At 49.5% G+C, this 20,228-nt stretch carries 18 protein-coding genes and 1 pseudogene; 10 read left to right on the plus strand and 9 right to left on the minus strand.

The window, feature by feature from the left end:
- Positions 1 to 5: 5 nt before the first annotated feature.
- A complete protein-coding gene (locus NTV65_07480) occupies positions 6 to 158 on the minus strand; it encodes a hypothetical protein (protein MCX6115038.1) in 153 nt (50 codons plus the stop codon).
- A gap of 178 nt (positions 159 to 336) precedes the next feature.
- Between NTV65_07480 and NTV65_07485 the strand changes: the two genes are divergently transcribed.
- The gene (locus tag NTV65_07485; GenBank protein ID MCX6115039.1) at positions 337 to 897 is read left to right on the plus strand and encodes a hypothetical protein; all 561 of its coding nucleotides are present in this window, start codon (positions 337 to 339) and stop codon (positions 895 to 897) included.
- A gap of 3 nt (positions 898 to 900) precedes the next feature.
- On the opposite strand, the gene NTV65_07490 is transcribed toward NTV65_07485, so the two are convergent.
- Positions 901 to 1,653, minus strand: a complete 753-nt coding sequence (locus NTV65_07490; protein ID MCX6115040.1) for a hypothetical protein — start codon at positions 1,651 to 1,653, stop codon at positions 901 to 903.
- A gap of 170 nt (positions 1,654 to 1,823) precedes the next feature.
- On the opposite strand from NTV65_07490, the gene NTV65_07495 reads away from it, so the two are divergent.
- Positions 1,824 to 2,933, plus strand: a complete 1,110-nt coding sequence (locus NTV65_07495; protein ID MCX6115041.1) for a site-specific integrase — start codon at positions 1,824 to 1,826, stop codon at positions 2,931 to 2,933.
- 1,501 nt (positions 2,934 to 4,434) lie between these two features.
- Here the strand turns inward: NTV65_07495 and NTV65_07500 are convergent.
- From NTV65_07500 to NTV65_07510, 3 genes are read right to left on the minus strand one after another with little or no spacing between them, the layout of a single operon-like run.
- Positions 4,435 to 4,788, minus strand: a complete 354-nt coding sequence (locus NTV65_07500; GenBank protein MCX6115042.1) for a hypothetical protein — start codon at positions 4,786 to 4,788, stop codon at positions 4,435 to 4,437.
- 15 nt (positions 4,789 to 4,803) lie between these two features.
- On the minus strand, positions 4,804 to 5,289 hold the full coding sequence (locus NTV65_07505) for a hypothetical protein (GenBank protein ID MCX6115043.1): 486 nt from the start codon (positions 5,287 to 5,289) through the stop codon (positions 4,804 to 4,806).
- A gap of 36 nt (positions 5,290 to 5,325) precedes the next feature.
- On the minus strand, positions 5,326 to 5,511 hold the full coding sequence (locus NTV65_07510; protein ID MCX6115044.1) for a hypothetical protein: 186 nt from the start codon (positions 5,509 to 5,511) through the stop codon (positions 5,326 to 5,328).
- A 100-nt stretch (positions 5,512 to 5,611) separates the two neighbouring features.
- On the opposite strand from NTV65_07510, the gene NTV65_07515 reads away from it, so the two are divergent.
- Positions 5,612 to 6,565 (plus strand): hypothetical protein, encoded by a 954-nt coding sequence (locus NTV65_07515; GenBank protein ID MCX6115045.1) that lies wholly within the window; start codon positions 5,612 to 5,614, stop codon positions 6,563 to 6,565.
- Between the two features lie 380 nt (positions 6,566 to 6,945).
- Here NTV65_07515 and NTV65_07520 read toward each other — a convergent pair whose 3' ends face one another.
- The gene (locus tag NTV65_07520; protein MCX6115046.1) at positions 6,946 to 8,883 is read right to left on the minus strand and encodes a DEAD/DEAH box helicase; all 1,938 of its coding nucleotides are present in this window, start codon (positions 8,881 to 8,883) and stop codon (positions 6,946 to 6,948) included.
- 240 nt (positions 8,884 to 9,123) lie between these two features.
- Positions 9,124 to 10,305: a DEAD/DEAH box helicase gene (locus NTV65_07525; protein ID MCX6115047.1), complete on the minus strand. Its 1,182-nt coding sequence runs from the start codon at positions 10,303 to 10,305 to the stop codon at positions 9,124 to 9,126.
- 678 nt (positions 10,306 to 10,983) lie between these two features.
- Here NTV65_07525 and NTV65_07530 point away from each other — a divergent pair.
- Positions 10,984 to 11,472: a hypothetical protein gene (locus NTV65_07530; protein ID MCX6115048.1), complete on the plus strand. Its 489-nt coding sequence runs from the start codon at positions 10,984 to 10,986 to the stop codon at positions 11,470 to 11,472.
- Between the two features lie 110 nt (positions 11,473 to 11,582).
- Here NTV65_07530 and acs read toward each other — a convergent pair whose 3' ends face one another.
- On the minus strand, positions 11,583 to 13,544 hold the full coding sequence (acs, locus tag NTV65_07535; protein ID MCX6115049.1) for an acetate--CoA ligase: 1,962 nt from the start codon (positions 13,542 to 13,544) through the stop codon (positions 11,583 to 11,585).
- Between the two features lie 363 nt (positions 13,545 to 13,907).
- Between acs and NTV65_07540 the strand changes: the two are divergent.
- Positions 13,908 to 15,201, plus strand: a pseudogene (locus tag NTV65_07540) (tryptophanase).
- 4 nt (positions 15,202 to 15,205) lie between these two features.
- Complete coding sequence (locus NTV65_07545; protein ID MCX6115050.1) at positions 15,206 to 16,129, plus strand: cation diffusion facilitator family transporter; 924 nt, start codon at positions 15,206 to 15,208, stop codon at positions 16,127 to 16,129.
- Positions 16,130 to 16,423: 294 nt separating this feature from the next.
- On the opposite strand, the gene NTV65_07550 is transcribed toward NTV65_07545, so the two are convergent.
- On the minus strand, positions 16,424 to 17,377 hold the full coding sequence (locus NTV65_07550; protein ID MCX6115051.1) for a hypothetical protein: 954 nt from the start codon (positions 17,375 to 17,377) through the stop codon (positions 16,424 to 16,426).
- A 19-nt stretch (positions 17,378 to 17,396) separates the two neighbouring features.
- Here NTV65_07550 and NTV65_07555 point away from each other — a divergent pair, with 19 nt between their 5' ends.
- The 4 genes from NTV65_07555 to NTV65_07570 all read left to right on the plus strand — a co-directional run.
- Positions 17,397 to 17,879 (plus strand): hypothetical protein, encoded by a 483-nt coding sequence (locus NTV65_07555; protein ID MCX6115052.1) that lies wholly within the window; start codon positions 17,397 to 17,399, stop codon positions 17,877 to 17,879.
- Positions 17,880 to 18,164: 285 nt separating this feature from the next.
- Complete coding sequence (locus NTV65_07560; GenBank protein ID MCX6115053.1) at positions 18,165 to 18,803, plus strand: hypothetical protein; 639 nt, start codon at positions 18,165 to 18,167, stop codon at positions 18,801 to 18,803.
- 6 nt (positions 18,804 to 18,809) lie between these two features.
- Positions 18,810 to 19,115: a hypothetical protein gene (locus NTV65_07565; GenBank protein ID MCX6115054.1), complete on the plus strand. Its 306-nt coding sequence runs from the start codon at positions 18,810 to 18,812 to the stop codon at positions 19,113 to 19,115.
- An 18-nt stretch (positions 19,116 to 19,133) separates the two neighbouring features.
- The coding region (locus NTV65_07570; protein MCX6115055.1) for a hypothetical protein at positions 19,134 to 20,228 on the plus strand (1,095 nt) is incomplete at its 3' end.

The following is a 20,228-nucleotide window of genomic DNA, read 5'->3' on the forward strand; positions in this document are numbered from 1 at the left end:
CCAGACTATGAAGCCATAATGTTACCGTTGATGTAGTTTGCCTCTGATGGCAAAGAGCATTCAATAAAATGGAGATCCTCACTGACGATGCCGTAGCGCAGATCCTCTCTCAAGATCATACCGGCTTTGGGGTCAGCTATATTTTCTGAATCAATCACCGAATTCCAAGCTATTTTTACGCAACACGCAACTTTCTGTAGTCGTTCTCCGATTACCCTTATAGCAACGCCCTATAGGAGGACTATCGTATGTGCGAAAACACACTCACCCTACGTTTCGAAGGAACAAAGAGGCTAGAACTACCCTTATAGCAACGCCCTATAGGAGGACTATCGTATGTGCGAAAACACACTCACCCTACGTTTCGAAGGAACAAAGAGGCTAGAACTAGTTTCCTCAGAGTTTTTTAGCTCTGCAACCAAAGAGACCCTTATGGCGATACGGGGCAAGAGCTCCGGGGCCTACATTCGGTACGGCTGCTTTCAGTGGACCTCGGGTGTGCGGGCCGTTTGTGCTGCATTTATCCGCTTTGCGCTCTCTGAGCGTAACGACAGGGTTGATTTCTGCCTGATCGGCGCCAAGGGCAGCCTTGCCGCGTCGCTAGATTATGCTATCAGCAAGGGCCCGGCCTGGCTCGGCGAGATGTTCGGTAGCACCTCCGGTGGTGCACCGTACGCCAAAAGGCTCTTTAGAGTTAGCAATCCGAACCGCAAGCGACCCGGCCCAGTGGCGCTCTCGGTAAACCGTAATCTGATTGCAACAAATGGATTAAAGCTTATCTGGAACGGTCGTGAGGTTAGCGAGATTGGCGAGCTACATACGATGCTAACGGCGATTGAGGATCAGAGCAGTGACGAATGCGAGCAGGGTGAGATTCGCAACATAGCTAATTTTTAGCTCTTAAAGCCCAGAGGACACCTCGGCCAAGGCTGCCTCGATCAGGCGCTCAATAAAGGTCTGCTGCACATAACCAGCGCCGAAAAGATACTCTGCGGGCTCCCATCGTTGCAGAACTTCAGTCTTATCCTTTCTAATCTCGACTTTTACCATCGAAGTTGCGAACTTCTTTACGGTAAAGATGTATCTAACCTCAAGCGCCTCGCCGTGGAAGCGGCAGGAGAGATTTAGCTCGTCTACGAATGAGAGGCGCCGCGATTCGGGTGGTTTGAGCTTAACAGAGGTCCAGCCGTTCTTGGAGGTTTCGCCCCTGTTTACAAAGTTAAAAACCGTACCCATCGTCTCGAAGATGGTTCTGATATGAGGATGCACAGTAACGGTCAGTGGGAGCTGGCCGAGTAGGGCGATCTGAGCTGAATTTCCATAGAGTAGATATGGGCTCTGAGCCTTATCTGAGATAGGAGAGTTAATATCTAGGGTAAAGGTGTGCGAGAAACTCAGTTCAGCATGTGGAGCTAGCTCTGTGGCATGCTCAAGCTCACCCTGTTTGGTAACCTCAAATGCGCCGTCCTGCTTGGCCTTGACCTTTTTAAGAGCTCCTAGGGCCAAGTTTAGGGCGAGTGCGTCCAGTAGAACGAGAACAGAGCCGTGGTTCTTAATAACCATGCGACATGGCACAGCGGCCCCCTGATTAAAGGTGTCACCACTTACCTCTAGACGGAGCTCTAACGGTTGTTGAAGGAATAAGCCTCGCATAACGAGGCGTTATAGCGCGAACGGCACGCCAATTAAAGGGTTGCCCTAGCTTGGGGCATCTGCCGAACATACACCTTACTTAACGAGAACTAGAAAACTAATAAGCTATAATAGTGGGTAAAGGCCGTTAAGTACTACCGCCAAACACCACACCACACTACTATTTAGCCATGCGCTCTGCCCATCCACCCGCTATTACCGCTGCTACGGCGACCGGCTCTCAACGGGTCTGGCTCCGTATCTCGGCGTTCCTATCGCTAAAGTCCCCCGCAACTCGCGTTACATACTCAGGGATAGTCAGTGAATGGTGCCGCTTTCTAGGCGCAGAGCCTGGCACAGCAAAGAGTGCTGCATTAATCGTTGCAGCCACAGATCTACACGCCATCGCATACCGCAAGTTCCTAGAGACCAAGCCGGGCGAAAAGCCCAGGTTTGACACCACTAGAGACCCCTCAAAGAGCTCCAGTGAGCTTACGCTGCAGTATCAATATGCTCGGGGCAAAAAGAAGGATGGCCTAGACGCGACTCAATCTAACGCTACGATCCATAAAAAGTTCGCTGCGCTGCGGCGCATCTACCGCATGCTTATAGCAAGCACGGTTGGAGTTATTGAGAACCCATTTGAGGCTGATAGGGTTCCCCCTCCCCCCAAAGACGCGGGGCGAAAGCGCCCTACTCAGATGATCGATTTTGATCTCGTTATGGAGATAATTAATCTCCCTGACGTTACAACGCCAAAGGGTCGCCGCGACCAAACTATCCTTGCAATTCTATTTGGTGGGGGCTTACGAAGAAGCGAGGTTATCGGGCTGCGAATCGGCGATGTTAAGCGCACCAGCTCCGGTACAACCTATCTTTACCTGCGTTATACCAAGGCCAAGAGGGATGCCGAGCAGGCGTTACCATCTTGGGCCGCCGAGCCGCTTTGGAATCTAATTAAGGAGCGAAAGAAGGAGCGGGCTGCAGATGGTGATTATCTCTTTCTTGGATTTACCGGTAAGGGGGGCAAAACGGTTAACACTAGGCCTATCTCCGATACCGGACTATATCTACTCTTTAAGCAGTACTGCATGGCGGCGGGAGCCGGCTCCTTTGCAACACCCCACTCCGCTCGCGCCACTGCTATTACAAAGCTACTGGCTGACGGCATTCCGCACCGCGAGGTGCAGGAGTTCTCGCGCCATTCCAGCATTCAGATGGTCGAATCGTACGACAAGCGCCGCTTTGACGTTGAGCAGAGCCCGGCCAAGGGCTTGGCGTTTGGAAAGAAGGGGAGCTAGGCGTCACTCTTCACCAGTTTTCCCTCTTTGTTGCCTAAAAAGGGAGGAAATCAGTAGAAAATTACATAATTTCAATCACTTAAATCTATCAAATTTCGAAAAGCATGCCGGCTTTTTAGAGCCCTGTGAACCTTAATCTCAGAGGATCTTAAGTTTTTCTGAGATCATGTCGACCAATGTAGTTACTAAGGGCATTGGATCTATGTGGCATAACATAGAGAATAGAATAAGGGGCGTGGGCGCATATATAACGCTGATGCTATCGGTTTGCCTTTTTACCGTCATCTCTTCACAGCATCTCTTAGCAGAAACTCCCGCAGAGTTTAAACCTGACGGCAACTGGCTAGCGACCGTTCAGAAAAATGCGGTAGGGAGCTCCGTATTTATCTGGAGTCACTGTATCGGCGGCGTCCTTCTGTGCCTGACGCTCATCGGAGTGCTTTTCGCCCCCTTCGATGCGAGCGCGCAAGGTAGTATCGGTACGGGAGCTTTATCTCAAACCGGTACGATAGCTACGGGGGCATGGCCTAGGGGCATGGCCATTTCTGCAGATGGTACTAATGTTTATGTTACAAATCATGACTCCAGAAATCTATCGATATTTACACGCAACACCAGTACGGGAGCGTTGTCCGGCACGAGTACAATAGCTACGGGGTACAACCCTAGGGGCATAGCCGTTTCTGCAGATGGTGCTAATGTGTATGTCGCAAATTATAGCGACAACAACCTATCGATATTTACACGCAACACCAGTACGGGAGCGTTGTCCGGCACGAGTACAATAGCTACGGGGAGTTCCCCTCTCCTTGTGGCCGTTTCTGCAGATGGTGCTAATGTGTATGTTACGAATAACTCCGGGACTATATCGATATTCACACGCAACACTAGTAATGGAGCGTTATCTGGTACTAGTACAATAGCTACGGTAAACTTTCCTTTTGGTATGATTGTTCCAGCAGACGGTAATAATGTTTATGTCGTAGGTTCTAACTCCATATCTCTATTCTTACGCAACACTAGTACTGGAGCATTATCCACTATATATACACTCGGTTCTGGGGGGGGATTTTCCTACGGGCATAGCCGTTTCCGCAGACGGTAATAATGTTTATGTCGTAAATGTTAACTCGAACAATTTGTATATGTTTACTCGCTATCATAATAATGAAGGTAACCGAACTATGGGAGAGTTGTCTCCTAGTAGTGTGATAACAATAAATCAAAATAATCCAAATGATACTAAAGCTATAATAATTCCAGCAGATGGTGCCAATGTTTATGTTGGGTCTTCTGATTTTAGTAGTCTATCAACATACACCCGCAACGCTAGTACTGGAACGTTATCTGGTACTAGCTACGGAGATGTATTTGGAGGAGGGCGTAGTCCGGTTGTTTCCCCAGATGGTACTAATGTTTATGGTTTAGGTGGCGGGAACACAGTCTCTATATTCACACGGACCTTGCCAACTCCAACGAGCACAGCAACCAATACTCCAACTCAAACTCCGACCAATACACCAACAAGTACCCCTACAGTAACGCAAACTAACACTCCTACAAGCACGCCTACTACTACTCCAACTAATACGCCCACAAACACTCCAACTAATACACCAACCAACACGCCAACTAATACTCCGACAAATACTCCTACTCGCACCCCGACAAACACACCAACTAATACACCAACAAACACACCTACTAATACGCCGACAAACACTCCAACTAATACACCAACCAATACGCCAACTAATACACCGATAGCAACTTCAACTAGTACCCCAACTAACACTCCAACGAATACACCCACAGCAACCCCAACTAACACTTCAACCAATACTCCAACCAGCACCCCACAGACTCCAACTCAGACTTCAACAAGCACGCCAACCATTACACCTACTAACACAGCGATTAACACTCCAACCACTACACCAACAAGCACACCAACTAATACTCCAACTCGCACACCAACAAGCACACCTACTAATACGCCCACTAACACTCCAACTATCACTCCAACCAACACTGCAACCGTTACACCGACTAGCACACAGGCCAATACACCGACAGTTACACCAACAAACACTCCAACAAACTCACCGACTGCAACCTCAACTAATACACCTTCTAAAACTCCAATCACTACACCAACAAGCACACCTACTAATACGCCCACTAACACTCCAACTATCACTCCAACCAACACTGCAACCGTTACAGCTACTAGCACACAGGCCAATACACCGACAGTTACACCAACAAACACTCCAACAATAACTCCAACAATAACTCCAACTATCACTGCAACAGCAACATCAACTTCGACACCAACAGCTACCCCAACTATCACACCAACCAATACACCAACGGCTACGCCAACGGCAACTCATACGCCAACAACTACACCAACCAACACAGTGACTCCAACCGCTACACGAACAAACACAACAACATCAACTCCCACAGCCACGCCAACTAATACGCCGACCTCAACACCAACGACAACCCCAACTGCAACACCAACCAATACACCAACATTGACTCCTACCGTTACGCCGACCAGTACTATCACACCGACAGCAACTGCTACCGCAACATTTACGGATACTCCGATTAACCGCGATGTTAACGTTTTCGGATCTGCGCGGATTGATTTAACCCCGCTAGCTTACATGCCGCTCGACTTTAACGGAGCCGTTGTAACAACCGACGAGCTTGGAGCCTTCGCTGTTATCCTAAAAGATAACAATGAGTACAAGATCTCCTCTGGTTTGCCAGCCAATTTAGGGGGAGTAGCCGCTATATCCTTTGCCGATATACTTGAATCTGGTGCGAGCCTTGCCGAACGTAGCCCTGTAATTATACCGATGCAGAGAAACGTTCGTCTTGACGGCCCCGTTTGTCGAGTTCTGCGAAACGATGCTATAGAGCTGGCGTTCTTCCCGTACGAGAATACAACTAGCTCGATTCCAGGCTTGCCGGATGGCGTTCAAATAGAGGTTCCTCTTATTTACAACAAACTCAATCAGATTTTCTCACCTATAGATAATCCTAATCCAGCCCCAGTACCTGAAACGCTCTTCGCCATCGGTATGCAGGGGTTTGCACGAGAGCTCTCAGCTTTTGCAACCAGCACAGGCACATATGCTGTCACATGGAACTTTCTTGGAGAGCAGGCTATTATCGACGGAGCACTTAAAATCTGTGCAGATCGAGGAATAAGCGAACCCTGCACTCCAACTGACGAGCAGGCGCTCAAAGAGATCTGGATCTATACGAGCAAGATAATCATCAATCAAATTATCAATTCCCACAAACTGGCAACAAACAAAACATGGCGGCCAGATCCAGCTAACCGTCTAGTTATCATCAACCGTGGATCAGCTGTCCTAGCCGCTCTTAGACAGCAAATCTCTACTTATTACAACACGTACACTTGCCAGGTTCTAACGGCGGAGTGCCGCACTATCAAGGTAGATAAAAAGAAGATAAACGCTCTATTTAATCGACTCTACAAAAAAACTCCTAAGGGGCTTGAGTCCCTGCATAACGATAAAGTCGAGCGCAAGAAGGGTCTTTTAGATCTACTCAATAAGCTTCCCAAAAATGTAGCGAGCTGCGATTAGTTACTATCCACAAGGCCTGTGGTCACATTGGTATGGTCACATTAGTACGGGGTTACTTTTGGTCCACAATGCGGCGAAGCCCTGGGACCGCTGTTCTCCAGAACGGCTTGGTATAAATTCAAGCGTGTGATTCCTTTCATGGCCGACACTAGAGTCCGATGCGCCCAGAACTCACGCCGCACCCAATAAGATAACTATGCTCCCGAATTGTAAGAGAGGGAGAAAGAACGCTCATGGCTCAATTATAGCAGATTAAGTGCTTAATTAGGGCTATCTGCTCACTAGAAAATACTAACTCAACACCAAAAGAAAAGGCGCCAAGCCCATCGGGTACTCACCCTCTGGACTTAGCGCCTCTTGCTTAATCTGAATCGCAACGCTTAATCGTAACGTGGAGTACGTGGTGTTCGCTCAGAGCGCTGGCCATCACGGGGCCCACTGCTACGGGGCCCGCTGCTACGAGGGCCACTGCTACGGGGTCCGCTGCTACGAGGGCCGCTGCTACGGGGCCCACTGCTACGAGGACCGCGTGGCGCCTCACTACGAGCTCCATCAGCATTACCGCTACCTCGGCGGAATCCACCGCCACCCACACCCCTACCGCCACGTGCAGCTTGTGGGCGATCAGTACGGGGCTCCGAACGATCTATAAAATGAGACTCCTTTGGACGAAACACGTGCTGACTGTCAGGTTGGATATCCTGCTGACCACGGAACTCCCGCTGCGGACGCTCGCTAGGTTGGCGATCTCCGCCGCGCCTATCGTTACGACCACGATCGCCACCAAAACCACGATCCGGACGTGCGAATCTCTCAGAGCTACCGCCATCCCTAGCAGGACGCTCGCGACGCTCGCCAACTGGCGCTCGGCTTCCAACACCCTCAGCACTACGCCCACGTGGACGGTCCGAGCTAAATGATGGCCGATCTGAGCTGGAACGCTCGCGACGCTCACCACCAAACGATGGAGCTGGACGCTCCGAGCGCTCATCGCGCCCTACGGCGCGGGGAGCACGGGGAGCACTGCGCTCACCACCACGACCAGCAGGACGTCCAGCACCACGACGATCGTCACTACGACCACCTGCGCCGCGACCACCAGCACCGCGCGGAGCACGACGCTCACGCGCCTCGCCCATATCGATAGAGGACTCATTGGTATCGGTATCATTTCCAACGGCTGCATTAAGGCGCGTAATCGGCGCCTTAAGCCAACGCTCAATCGAACGCACTAGCTGTAGATCATCACGAGTTACAAATGAAAGAGCATCGCCCGTTCTTGAGGCACGACCAGCTCTCCCAGTTCGGTGAATATAGGCATCAAGGGTGTCCGGCATATCGTAGTTAACTACGTGCGTAATGCCCTCAACGTCGATACCACGTGCTGCGATATCGGTTGCAATCATAACGCGGTAGTACCCATCCTTAAAACCTGCCAATGCGCGCGAGCGCTGGGCCTGCGAGAGGTTTCCGTGTAGCGATGTTGCCTTAACTCCGTTATCAGCGAGCTTCTCGCCTAGGCGCTTCGCCGTATGCTTCATCTTTGTAAATACTACAACCAACGCCTCAGAATTATCCCGTATCCATGCGCTAAGGGTTTCAGGCTTCTTTGTCTGTTGTACGGTGTACATAGAGTGCGAAACGGTTGCGAGCGCCGATTCCGTTTTTACACGCACGATGGTTGGATTGTTCAGGACCTCTTTTGTAAGAACCTGAATCTCATCGGGCATCGTAGCGGAAAAGAGCATCGTTTGACGCTTTGCAGGAAGCGCCTTAATTATGTGCTTAATGTCAGGAAGGAATCCCATGTCCAACATGCGATCTGCCTCGTCAAGAACGAGCATATCAACCTGAGATAGATCGACTGTGCGACCCTGCATGTGATCCTTAAGACGACCTGGGCATGCCACTACGATACCTGGCTTACCACGCAATGAGCCTATCTGATTACGGTGAGAAACTCCCCCGTAAACCGTACAGCTCTTAATACCGGTACGCCCAGCGAACATCTTAATTACATCGTTAATCTGCTCAGCAAGTTCACGCGTTGGCGCTAGGATCAGAGCGCGAGTCGCCTTCTCCTTTGAACCACTTAGTTTCTGTAGGATCGGAAGGATAAATGCTGCCGTTTTTCCAGTTCCGGTCTGCGCTAATCCGATTAAGTCACGCCCCTCAATTACAAGCGGAATAGCCTGCTCCTGAATCGGTGTAGGTGTAACGTATCCAACTGAACTAATCGTCTCTTTGAGAAACGGAGCAAGTGGAAGATCGTCAAAGGTTATGGAGCGGATCTCTGCCGCTGTTTGCGAAGCTGTCATGTAATGGGCCTTATCAAATGGAGACTGGCGATGCCCCGGCGCAACTCAGACTCAAGTATTGTTTATGTAGCAAAGGTCTGTGATTGCGATAGGGCGCCCGGTGGGCCATTAAGGCAGGCCCATCGATGTAGGCCAAGAGAACTTCACTAAGATGTTCGGAGCCTAGCACGTATTAACCGGTTAAGGAATACACGGCGCAGACCGTTAAAAAAGCCCATATTAAAAGGGCTATAACTACTCTTAACTAGCTACGACTATAGGCTTTTGATCTGGTAACGGCACCTCAGTCAGGACTATAGGAAGTTTTTTCTGCAGAGAATAAAACGCAGAGAAGTCCTGTGGCCCAACTAGCGAGAGCGCCTTTCCGGACCTTCCGGCGCGCCCCGTTCTACCAGTTCTATGAACATAGGTCTCAGGCAATTCATGAATTGCGTAATTAACAACGAGCTCAAGCTCCTGAACATCTATACCACGCGCAGCTACATCTGTAGCGATTAGAAGCTTAAGCTCACCTGAGCGAAAACGATCCATCGTACTCTCGCGGTCCTTCTGCGAAAGGTCTGAATTAAGACGCTCCGGCTCGAAGCCACGCCTACGAAGCAGGATCTCAACCAGCTCTGTATCCGATTTAGTATTACAGAAAACTATAGCGCTGCGCGGCTTAAACTCAGACAGAAAGCCCGCAAGTGCCGTAGCCTTGCTTGTAAGCCCGCCATCAACACGCGAGAACAGGTGCTCAATCTGCGGAAGCCTATCCTCAAGAACCTCAAACTCAATCCGCTTGGGATTCTTAAGGAACGAGTTTGCTAATATGCCTACACGGGGCGTTATAGTTGCGCTAAAGAACATCCCCTGACGATCCTTTGGCAACCTAGCTAGTATGGCGCGCACCTCCTCAACAAACCCCATTGAAAGCATCTCATCGGCTTCATCAAGCACAAACATGCGGCACTCTTTAAGTACGATCTCACCCTGCTGAATTAGATCCATCAGGCGGCCAGGAGTTCCAACAACTATGCGCGGATCGTTACGCAGATCGCGCACCTGGCTAGCTTGCTTTACCCCTCCGATAATACAGGCAGGCTGAACATCAGGCAGCATGGTGGTAACAACATTTCTCACCTGTACCGCCAGCTCGCGTGTCGGGGCAATAATAAGAGCAAAGGTTTCTTTGACATCTCCGGCATCAAGCAACTTAGAAAGAATTGGCAATACAAACGCCAAGGTCTTTCCACTCCCGGTCTGCGCCTGTGCGATAACATCATGCCCTTCCAGCACAACAGGTATCGAGCCGCGCTGCACAGGGGTTGGGATAACTATTGAGAGCTCTGTGAGCTTATCTCTAATTACCTGGTGCTTAACGAGGGAAAAAAAGGATTCATCTGAGGGGGGCGTATTAGGGCTCTGGTTTTCTGGGGTCATACACGTTTTAGTTGCGTCGCGCTGCTGTCACACCCCCGAGGTTAACGTGGGGTCCATGCGACTTAATCATTAATGCACCGTGGGTTCTCTATCGCTACTGGGCCCCTTGCTTTCCGGAACCCAAGTCATCTATCTCTCGCTAGCGGCGCCTTGTTATTTATCGGCTACGCTACGCATGTTGGCTATGCCAGCCCTCCCCCGGTATCGGTGCGTTTCTATCCAGGAGATCTCGGCAGGACTAGTGCGTATATACCTAAATACGCTAACAGTTTCCCCGATTATTACAATCAATTGAAAACTAGCTCTCCACTATCCTACCTTTATTATAACACAGATTGTTCAATTAAGATACCGACCCTCTTGAACGCTGCTGTATAGGGTAAGTAATTCACCCTTCAGTCTCTATCTGCTCCGATCTATCAGTATTAGATTTTACACGCTACTTATTTTAGGTGCTTTTATAGAACAATATGTTGGGTTGTTTCTTAATTTGCGTTACTCTGTGCTGTTCGTGTTCTTTAACAAGATCCATATGGGTAGTGCCTTAACGATATAAGGTTTTTTCATGCCGATATACCCCTTGCGTTCATAAGCAGTTGCGACTGACCCCTTAAGCTCTCTAGTAGAGAACTTGAGGGGTCAGTTGTTCCTATTTGCTCATGAATAAAGGAGTTCATCATGGCGGAGAATATTTGCGAACCACGGCTTTCTGTAAAGTCGGTGGAAGCGGGTCTGAAAAAAGTGCAGGCCCTTATAAAAAGGAACCACAAGGAAAAGAGCCTAGCGCGCCTTCCTCGCGGAAGTTTACGCTATGATCTTGCTGGCCAGATCCTTACGAGTATCGGTGCAAAACCGACTTTGCTCGCAAGAATGGTTCATGTATTACAGGACTATATCAGTGATAACGAGCCCTGCTATCTAGAACTTGAGACCATCCTTGCAACTCTCCTAATAAGAGAGGAGTTTAATTCGGTGCTCACTGATATCCTCCCTGTGGTAGATAATTGGGCGCAAGAAAGCGAGGATTCCACATGGCTAGCAGAAGGGGTCCTACAACGATTGCTCGATAATGTAGTAGTGCTCCCTAAAAGTTCTGCTATGTGTAAAGAACTAGAGGGGTTGTTGAAGAAAATTCAAAAACTTCTTCCACCTCTAGCGAATCCGTAGGTCAAAATAGGTTGTGGTCCAGGAAAGCTAATCACTTTCCTGGGTACCTAACGGTTTTGTGCTTTCGCATTAAATCTTAAGGCACTCCCAACCTATTTTTCCCATCTAATTTACGCGCTAACAGCTCTTGAAGCCTTGACCGTGGCTATAATCTCCGCAACAACGGTCGGATCAGCCAAGGTTGTTACATCCCCAACACTAGCGTACTCACCCTCTGCGATCTTTCTGAGGATACGACGCATAATTTTCCCGGAACGGGTCTTCGGTAATCCAGATACAAACCAGATCACATCAGGCACTGCTATCGGAGAGATCACCTCTCGAACCGTAGAAATAATCCCCTTTATAGTTTTCGAATCACCCTGCGCACTATCCTGCAAAACACAGAAGGCTCCGATCCCCTGCCCCTTAATATCGTGCGGAACTCCCACGACGGCAGCCTCTGCAACCAAACCCGATCTAACTATGGCGCTCTCTACCTCGGCTGTCCCAAGCCTGTGCCCAGCAACGTTTAGAACATCATCAACACGTCCCGTAATCCAATAGTAGCCATCCTCATCACGACGACACCCATCCCCGGTAAAGTATAGCCCTGGATAAAGCGAGAAGTATGTCTGGATAAAGCGCTCGTGATCACCGTAAACCGTTCGCATTATGCCGGGCCATGGATACTTAATGCAGAGCCGTCCCGTAACACCGTTGCCGGGAACCTCGCGCCCCTCCTCATCTACGACAATCGGTTGCACACCAAAGAAGGGCCTCGCCGCAGAGCCGGGCTTCGTAGCCGTAGCGCCAGGTAACGGGGTAATAAGTATCCCCCCTGTTTCGGTCTGCCACCAGGTATCTACGATCGGACAGCGCCCCTCACCCACTACGTTGTGGTACCACAGCCAAGCATCGGCGTTGATCGGCTCTCCAACCGTTCCGAGCAACCTAAGTGATGAGCGGTTATAACGTTTTACAAACGCCTCGCCCTCCTTCGCCAAAGCGCGAATAGCCGTAGGTGCGGTATAAAATATCGTGACCTTGTGGCGCTCAATAACGTCCCAATATCGCCCAGCATCAGGATAGGTCGGAAGCGACTCAAACATAACGGTCGTAGCGCCGTTACTAAGGGGGCCATAAACTAAGTAGGAGTGTCCAGTAACCCACCCCACATCGGCAGCGCAGAAGTAAATATCGTCCTCACGCAGATCAAACACATACTTATGTGTAATCGAAGCCTGCAGTAGGTATCCGGCGGTCGTGTGTAACACCCCCTTTGGCTTTCCGGTGGAACCGCTCGTATAAAGGATAAATAAGGGATGCTCAGCATCCATGCCCTCTGGGCGCCCTATCTCTGCATCATTTAACGATCTGATCTGTTCGTGATACCAGAGATCCCGCCCCTCGAGCATCGAGGTTTTAGCCTCGGTACGCTTTACGACGACTATATGCTTAACGGTCGGACACGCCGTTAGCGCCTGATTACAGGTCTCCTTTAACGGGATCTTTTTATCTCCCCGCAACCCCTCGTTCGCGGTAACAAGGAGCGAACAACCGCAGTCGTTAATTCGGTCGCGCAGAGCCTCGGCCGAGAATCCAGCAAACACAACGGTATGAATGGCTCCGATACGGGTACAGGCTAACATGGCGATAGCAGCCTCAGGGATCATCGGCAGATAGATTGCGACCCGATCTCCCTTGCCCACCCCAAGCATTTGCAACATCGCAGCACAACGACACACCTCGTTATGCAGCTCTCTGTACGTAATGGTGCGGGTCTCTCCCGGTTCGTTTCCCTCCCAGATAATCGCCGCCTTATCGCCGCGGCTCTCGAGGTGCCGGTCAAGACAGTTCTCGCTTACGTTAAGGCGCGCCCCCTCGAACCACCGGATCTCTGCCGTACTAAAATCCCACGATACAACACGCTCCCACGGCTTCTGCCAGGTAATAAACTTCTCGGCCTGTTTGGCCCAAAAGCCCTGCGGGTCTTCAATCGATTCTCGGTAGAGCTCCTGATAGTATTGCTCATTTATAAGGGTACGCTCTGCAAAGGGTGCTGGAACCGGAAAAAGGTCGTTACCTGACATACTTATTACTCCATAAGGTTGCTTGAATGATAATCCACACCGGCGAATTGGTGAACATACAAAACGCGTAACTAGTCAGCATATTCCAGAAATATTCGCATACGTTAATGACACTCAATAGCCCCTAAGGGGCCGATTTGCTCCGCAAATCGGGGGTGAAAACATTAACTGGTCACAAAATCTGTCGTCCCCGATCAGGGGACGATCAATCGAATTACCTATGAAACTTCGCCGTAATCTCAATAGCTTGAATCGCGACATTAAACTACGGTGACCAGTTACCAAAACGCACTATTCAATCGCACCAAAGAGGTGCTTTCCCCATGGGAGAATGGTACCCCAACATGTTATACTCAGGTTTATATGTCCCCTCACCGCACTATAATTGAGCCCTTTAAGATTAAGGTCGTAGAGCCTCTGAACTGCCTTACGCGCGCAGAACGTGAGCCGATTTTGGCCAACGCTGGATACAACCTCTTTCTGGTTGCTGCCAAGGATGTCACATTCGATTTCCTGACAGACTCGGGCACGACCGCAATGAGTGCTAATCAATGGGCCGCTATTATGGTTGCGGACGAGTCATACGCCGGATCGAGCAGCTTTTCTAAATTCGAAAAGGTCGTGCGGAATCTTACCGGCTATGAGTTTATTATCCCGACCCACCAGGGGCGTGCCGCCGAGAGGCTTATCTGCGAAACGATAGTTAAGCCAGGCATGAAGATCCCCTCTAATAACCACTTCGATACAACTCGCGCTAATATCGAGTTTGTCGGTGCGGAGGCGATCGATCTAGTTATCGACGAGGGGCGCGATCCAACATCTACTCATCCCTTTAAGGCTAATATAGACCTAGAGAAGCTTGAGAGCTTCTGCGCCGCAAACGCCAGCGCTCTACAAAAAATATGGCATCCCATTTATTATCGATGCCTGCCGATTTGCAGAGAACTCCTTCTTTATAAAGATGCGAGAGGCAGGTCAGGCGCATAGAACGGCGCGCGACATTGCACATGAGATCTTCTCCCTGGCTGATGGCTGCATTATGAGCGGCAAAAAAGATGGGCTCGTAAATATCGGCGGCTTTATTGCGCTACGAAACGAGGCCTGGGTGACAACCCTGCGCTCCCTACTAATCCTTACCGAGGGCTTTCCAACTTATGGTGGCCTCGCCGCACGCGACCTCGAAGCCTTCGCCGTTGGTCTTGATGAGGTGCTAGACGAGCGCTACCTTGAATACAGACTCGCCGTAACGCGCTACCTCGCTGAGCGTCTTAACGCCCTAGGAATACCAACCGTTCAGCCACCAGGAGGGCATGCAGTATACATAGATGCCAAGAGCTTCCTCCCACATATAGAACCACAGCATTTTCCTGGGCAGGCGCTCGCCTGTGAGCTCTACCTAGCCGAAGGTGTCAGATCGTGCGAGATAGGCTCCGTCATGTTCGGCAAGACCGATTCAACTGGGTGCTTTATCCCCTCTAAGCTAGAGCTGGTACGGCTCGCCTTCCCCCGTAGGGTCTATACCCAGAGCCACTTTGACTATATTATTGAGGGTATGCAGGAGCTCGTTGCTCGCAAGGAGGCCTTGCGGGGGCTCAAGCTTACATACGACCCAACTTTACTCAGACACTTTACCGCTCGCTTTGAGCCGCTGACATAGCTGTATGACTGATAACGCAGTGCAGAGTACTAATATTGATCCGCAGAGCGTTACCAAAGAGAGATTAGTCCTTCTGGCTGTGGTCACAACGTTCCTATCGCTGATACCAACGGCATACGCTGCCCTGATCTCTAACTCAACGACCCTAACAGCAGACCTGCTGCGCTGCTCGGCTGAGTTCTTTGCGATCCTGCTCTCTTGGATCATCCTAAAAAAGGTCTCTAGTAGTGATGACCAGCACTATAACTACGGCTTCGGAAAGCTTGAGCACCTTGCATGTATAGCGGTTGGAGCTGCGCTCTTCGTTACCTTTTTGGTCTCATTTTTTGCAGGGATGCAACGCCTCATAGCGCCGGAGCACCTTAAGAATACAAACTTTGGGCTTCTCTTTGCCATGCTATCGGTCCTAGGAAATGTTACCATGTGGGTTAGTAACTACCTCACAAACAGAAAGAGTCCCTCACTAGTAACTGATTCTCAATGTAGGCTATTTCGCGCCAAGACCTTCGCCACCATCATAGTTGTCGTGTCAATTGGCGCCAGCACCCTCTTTCCATTATATAGTTGGAGCATCTACCTGGATGGGCTTGGCTCACTCGGACTCTCGTTCTTTATGCTTTGGTCGGCCTATGCGCTCGTTTCAGCCTCAGTGCCAGACCTGATCGATTGCGCGCTTGAAGAGGCCATGCAGCTATCGATAGCCGAGCTACTTAAGCAAAACTACTCAGAGAGGTTCGTTGCCCTTAAGCGTATCCGCTCACGTCGCGCCGGAAAGCGCATCTTTGTAGAGCTCTCTATCTCATTCGATCCAGATCTAGCGCTTAGAGAGTTCTGTGCCACCTCGCTCGCCATCACTAAGACCTTAAAGGAGCACCTTCCTACAGCAGAGATCGTGCTTGTGCCGATAGATGCAGATGCCACACTATGACAAAGCACGATTATATTTTGACAGTTTTTATCGCTTACCTCTTAGTAAAGGCAGCAATCTTCCTGCCGCTGATATGGGCTGCCATCATCTTCTGGTGGAACAATCCTACGGATAGCAGTAGCAACCTGACCCCTACAAACTAATCACATAACTATTCACCCCAGTTTGCTCCGCAAAACCACCTCTTGATATGGGCTAACGCACACGGATCTGACCGGGTAAATAGTTACAAAATCCGTACTTAAGAGCTTGAACCAGCATCTAATTCTAAACAGCAAGATATCGAGGGTCACATTACTGGGGGCAGACCGTTACGCTCTTTGGAAGCTTCCTCAATAGTTCCTCAAGACGTTTTTTACGCCTCTCGTTATCATATCCTAGGGATTCAAGACCCTTCGGCACCCTAGTATAGAGGCCACTAAAGATAACCCTGATCTTAGCCTTATCTATCTTGATAGTGCTGCACTCTGCCGCTACAACCTCGCAGGAGTACGTATTATAGTAGGGAACAACCGCCTTCCTGATGGCCGCAAGGACCCTTGCCCCACGTGTAGGGATAAGGAGCCGGTTAGCTGGATTTGGTTTCCATGTCTTACCAGCGAGGGAGTTGGCCAGGTTGATTTGCGCGATGACTACCCTGCTTGTAAAGCGCCAGATCTCATCGAACACCTTCTCATCAGTTGGTGAGCAGGACTCGCCATCTCCTCGATTTTCACAGACTGGAGGCCGGCCCTCGAAACCTACCTGTTCGCCAAGGAAGTTCCATGTACCAGCATGAGTACCTGTAGTTGTTTCAAAGGCGGCTAGGTCTCGAGCAAATCCAAGCTTACCGATGGCGAAGAGGGTCTCAGGTGCTGGAGCTGGATTTGGATTACCGACCGGTGAGAACATCTGATTAAGGGCGCTGTAATCAAGCGGTACCTCTATAGGTACACCATCCAGCATGCCTGGAATCGAGCTCGTTGTGTTCTCGTATGGGAAGAAGGCCTTCTCTATACCGTCCTGGAGAATGCGACAGACAGGACCATCGATATGGACGTTTCTCTGCATCTCGATTTTAATCGGGCTCCGTGCATAGAGGCTTGCACCAGATTCGAATATATCATTGATGAAGGATATTGCAGCGACTCCCCCTGGATCGGTTGGTAGTCCAGACTTGATCTCGTAATTACCGTTCTCTTGTAGTGTAACGACAAATTCTCCATTTTCATCGGCTGTTACAATGGCTCCGTTAATGTCGACTGGCATGTAGGCGATCGGAGTTTCATTGATCTTAACAACTCCTGAAACGATTCGGTTAATTGGAGTGTCTGTAGGTGTTGGTGTAGATGTTTCGGTTGCCGTTGATGTTACAGTCGGAGTTAATGTTGGTGTATTAGTTGAGGTAGATGTTGGCGTTATAGTTGGTGTATTAGTTGGTGTATGTGTCGGTGTTGCTGTAGGGGTAGATGTTGGCGTGCTAGTAATCGTAGCTGTTGACGTCTGGGTCGGCGTATTAGTCGGTGTCTCAGTTGGTGTTCTTGTTGGAGTATCGGTTGGCGTGTTTGTTGGTGTACTAGTCGGAGTGTTTGTTGGCGTATTTGTTGGGGTATTAGTTGGAGTATCTGTTGGGGTATCTGTCGGTGTATTAGTCTGTGTATTGGTTGGTGTTACCGTAGGCGTATCTGTTGATGTGTTAGTCGGGGAGTTAGTTGGGGTTATCGTAGGTGTATTCGTTGACGTGCTTGTTTGTGTGACTGTTGGAGTATGAGTTGAAGTATTAGTTGGTGTTACGGTAGGAGTATTTGTAGGTGTCTCAGTTGGTGTATATGTTTGGGTGTTGGTCGGTGTATTGGTTGGCGTATTAGTTGGCGTATCCGTTGGGGTATCTGTCGGTGTATTAGTCTGAGTATTGGTTGGTGTTACCGTAGGCGTATCTGTTGATGTGTTGGTTGGAGTATTAGTTGGCGTATCGGTTGGCGTATTTGTCGGTGTATAGGTTGGTGTATCAGTTGGCGTATCTGTTGGGGTATCCGTTGGGGTATTTGTCGGGGTATTGGTTGCAGTATTAGTTGGAGTATCTGTTGGGGTATCTGTCGGTGTGCTAGTAGGCGTATTAGTTGGTGTAACTGTTGATGTGTTTGTAGGCGTATTTGTCGGTGTATCCGTTGGCGTATCCGTTGGCGTATCTGTTGGTGTGTTAGTTGGCGTGTTGGTTGGAGTATTTGTCGGTGTATCGGTTGGTGTACCTGTTGGTGTATTGGTAGGGGTGTCTGTTGGCGTATTAGACGGCGTATCGGTTGGAGTATCTGTTGGAGTATTCGTTGGAGTGTTTGTTGGTGTGCTAGTTAGCGTATCCGTCGGTGTGCTGGTTGGCGTATCTGTTGGTGTATCAGTTGGTGTGTTTGTCTGGGTATTGGTAGGAGTGTTTGTTGGGGTATTTGTTGGTGTGTTAGTAGGTGTATCGGTCGAGGTGTTAGTGGGAGTGTTAGTTGGAGTATCCGTAGGTGTATCTGTTGGAGTGTTGGTTGGCGTATCTGTTGGTGTATTCGTTGGGGTGTTTGTAGGTGTCTCAGTTGGGGTGTTAGTTGGAGTATCCGTAGGTGTATCGGTTGGCGTATCGGTCGGAGTGTTTGTTGGCGTATCTGTTGGTGTGTTAGTTGGGGTATTAGTTGGAGTATCTGTTGGTGTGTAGGTAGGTGTGTCTGTTGGCGTATACGTTGGAGTGTCGGTTGGTGTATTTGTAGGTGTATTTGTTGGTGTGTTAGTTGGCATATCCGTCGGTGTGTTGGTTGGCGTATCCGTTGGTGTATCTGTTGGCGTGTTTGTTGGCGTATCGGTCGGGGTATTAGTTGGAGTATCTGTTGGTGTGTTGGTTGGTGTTACTGTTGGCGTATTAGTTGGCGTGTTAGTTGGCGTATCGGTAGGTGTATCAGTTGGCGTGTTTGTTGGCGTGTTTGTTGGCGTGTCGGTAGGTGTGTTAGTTGGAGTATCTGTGGGAGTGTAAGTTGGCGTATTTGTTGGTGTGCTAGTTGGCGTATTAGTTGGAGTATCTGTTGATGTGTTTGTAGGCGTATTTGTGGGTGTGTCCGTTGGCGTATCTGTTGGTGTGTTAGTAGGCGTATCCGTCGGTGTGTTGGTTGGAGTATCTGTTGGCGTATTCGTTGGTGTGTTTGTAGGTGTATCGGTCGGTGTGTTGGTTGGAGTATCTGTTGGTGTGTTAGTTGGAGTATTAGTTGGGGTATCTGTTGGCGTATTAGTTGGTGTGTTTGTAGGTGTATCGGTCGGTGTGTTGGTTGGAGTATCTGTTGGTGTGTTAGTTGGAGTATTAGTTGGGGTATCTGTTGGCGTATTAGTTGGAGTGTTAGTTGGAGTATTAGTTGGGGTGTCGGTTGGTGTATCTGTTGGCGTATTTGTTGGTGTACTTGTAGGTGTGTCTGTTGGCGTATTAGTAGGTGTGTTGGTCGGAGTATCTGTTGGCGTGTTGGTTGGCGTGTTTGTCGGTGTATTCGATGGTGTGTTTGTAGGTGTATCTGTCGGTGTGTTAGTTGGAGTATCGGTTGGCGTATTAGTTGGTGTGTTGGTAGGTGTATCGGTCGGTGTATTGGTAGGTGTATCTATAGGCGTATTTGTTGCGGTGTTAGTTGGGGTATCGGTTGGGGTGTTAGTTGGCGTATCGGTCGGCGTATTAGTTGGTGTGTTGGTAGGTGTATCAGTTGGGGTGTTGGTTGGAGTATTAGTTGGTGTATCTGTTGGCGTATTTGTAGGAGTGTTGGTTGGAGTATCTGTTGGGGTATTAGTCGGTGTATCTGTTGGCGTATTTGTAGGAGTGTTAGATGGAGTATCTGTTGGGGTATTTGTTGGTGTGTTGGTAGGTGTATCGGTTGGGGTGTTAGTTGGCGTATCGGTCGGTGTGTTAGTTGGAGTATCTGTTGGCGTATTTGTAGGAGTGTTGGTTGGAGTATCTGTTGGCGTATTAGTAGGTGTGTTCGTTGGAGTGTTAGTTGGTGTATTTGTTGGTGTGTTCGTTGGGGTATTAGTTGGTGTATCTGTTGGAGTATTAGTCGGTGTATTTGTTGGCGTATTGGTAGGTGTGTTCGTTGGTGTGTTTGTTGGTGTG

It is taken from the genome of Pseudomonadota bacterium (assembly GCA_026390555.1).
Taxonomy (GTDB): Bacteria; Bdellovibrionota_C; UBA2361; order UBA2361; family OMII01; genus OMII01.

Coding starts and splice junctions, on each gene's coding strand:
- NTV65_07485 (MCX6115039.1), top strand. CDS start 337: ATGTGCGAAAACACACTCACCCTACGTTTCGAAGGAACAAAGAGGCTA.
- NTV65_07490 (MCX6115040.1), bottom strand. CDS start 1,653: ATGCGAGGCTTATTCCTTCAACAACCGTTAGAGCTCCGTCTAGAGGTA.
- NTV65_07495 (MCX6115041.1), top strand. CDS start 1,824: ATGCGCTCTGCCCATCCACCCGCTATTACCGCTGCTACGGCGACCGGC.
- NTV65_07515 (MCX6115045.1), top strand. CDS start 5,612: ATGCCGCTCGACTTTAACGGAGCCGTTGTAACAACCGACGAGCTTGGA.
- NTV65_07520 (MCX6115046.1), bottom strand. CDS start 8,883: ATGACAGCTTCGCAAACAGCGGCAGAGATCCGCTCCATAACCTTTGAC.
- NTV65_07525 (MCX6115047.1), bottom strand. CDS start 10,305: ATGACCCCAGAAAACCAGAGCCCTAATACGCCCCCCTCAGATGAATCC.
- NTV65_07530 (MCX6115048.1), top strand. CDS start 10,984: ATGGCGGAGAATATTTGCGAACCACGGCTTTCTGTAAAGTCGGTGGAA.
- acs (MCX6115049.1), bottom strand. CDS start 13,544: ATGTCAGGTAACGACCTTTTTCCGGTTCCAGCACCCTTTGCAGAGCGT.
- NTV65_07545 (MCX6115050.1), top strand. CDS start 15,206: ATGACTGATAACGCAGTGCAGAGTACTAATATTGATCCGCAGAGCGTT.
- NTV65_07550 (MCX6115051.1), bottom strand. CDS start 17,377: ATGCCAGTCGACATTAACGGAGCCATTGTAACAGCCGATGAAAATGGA.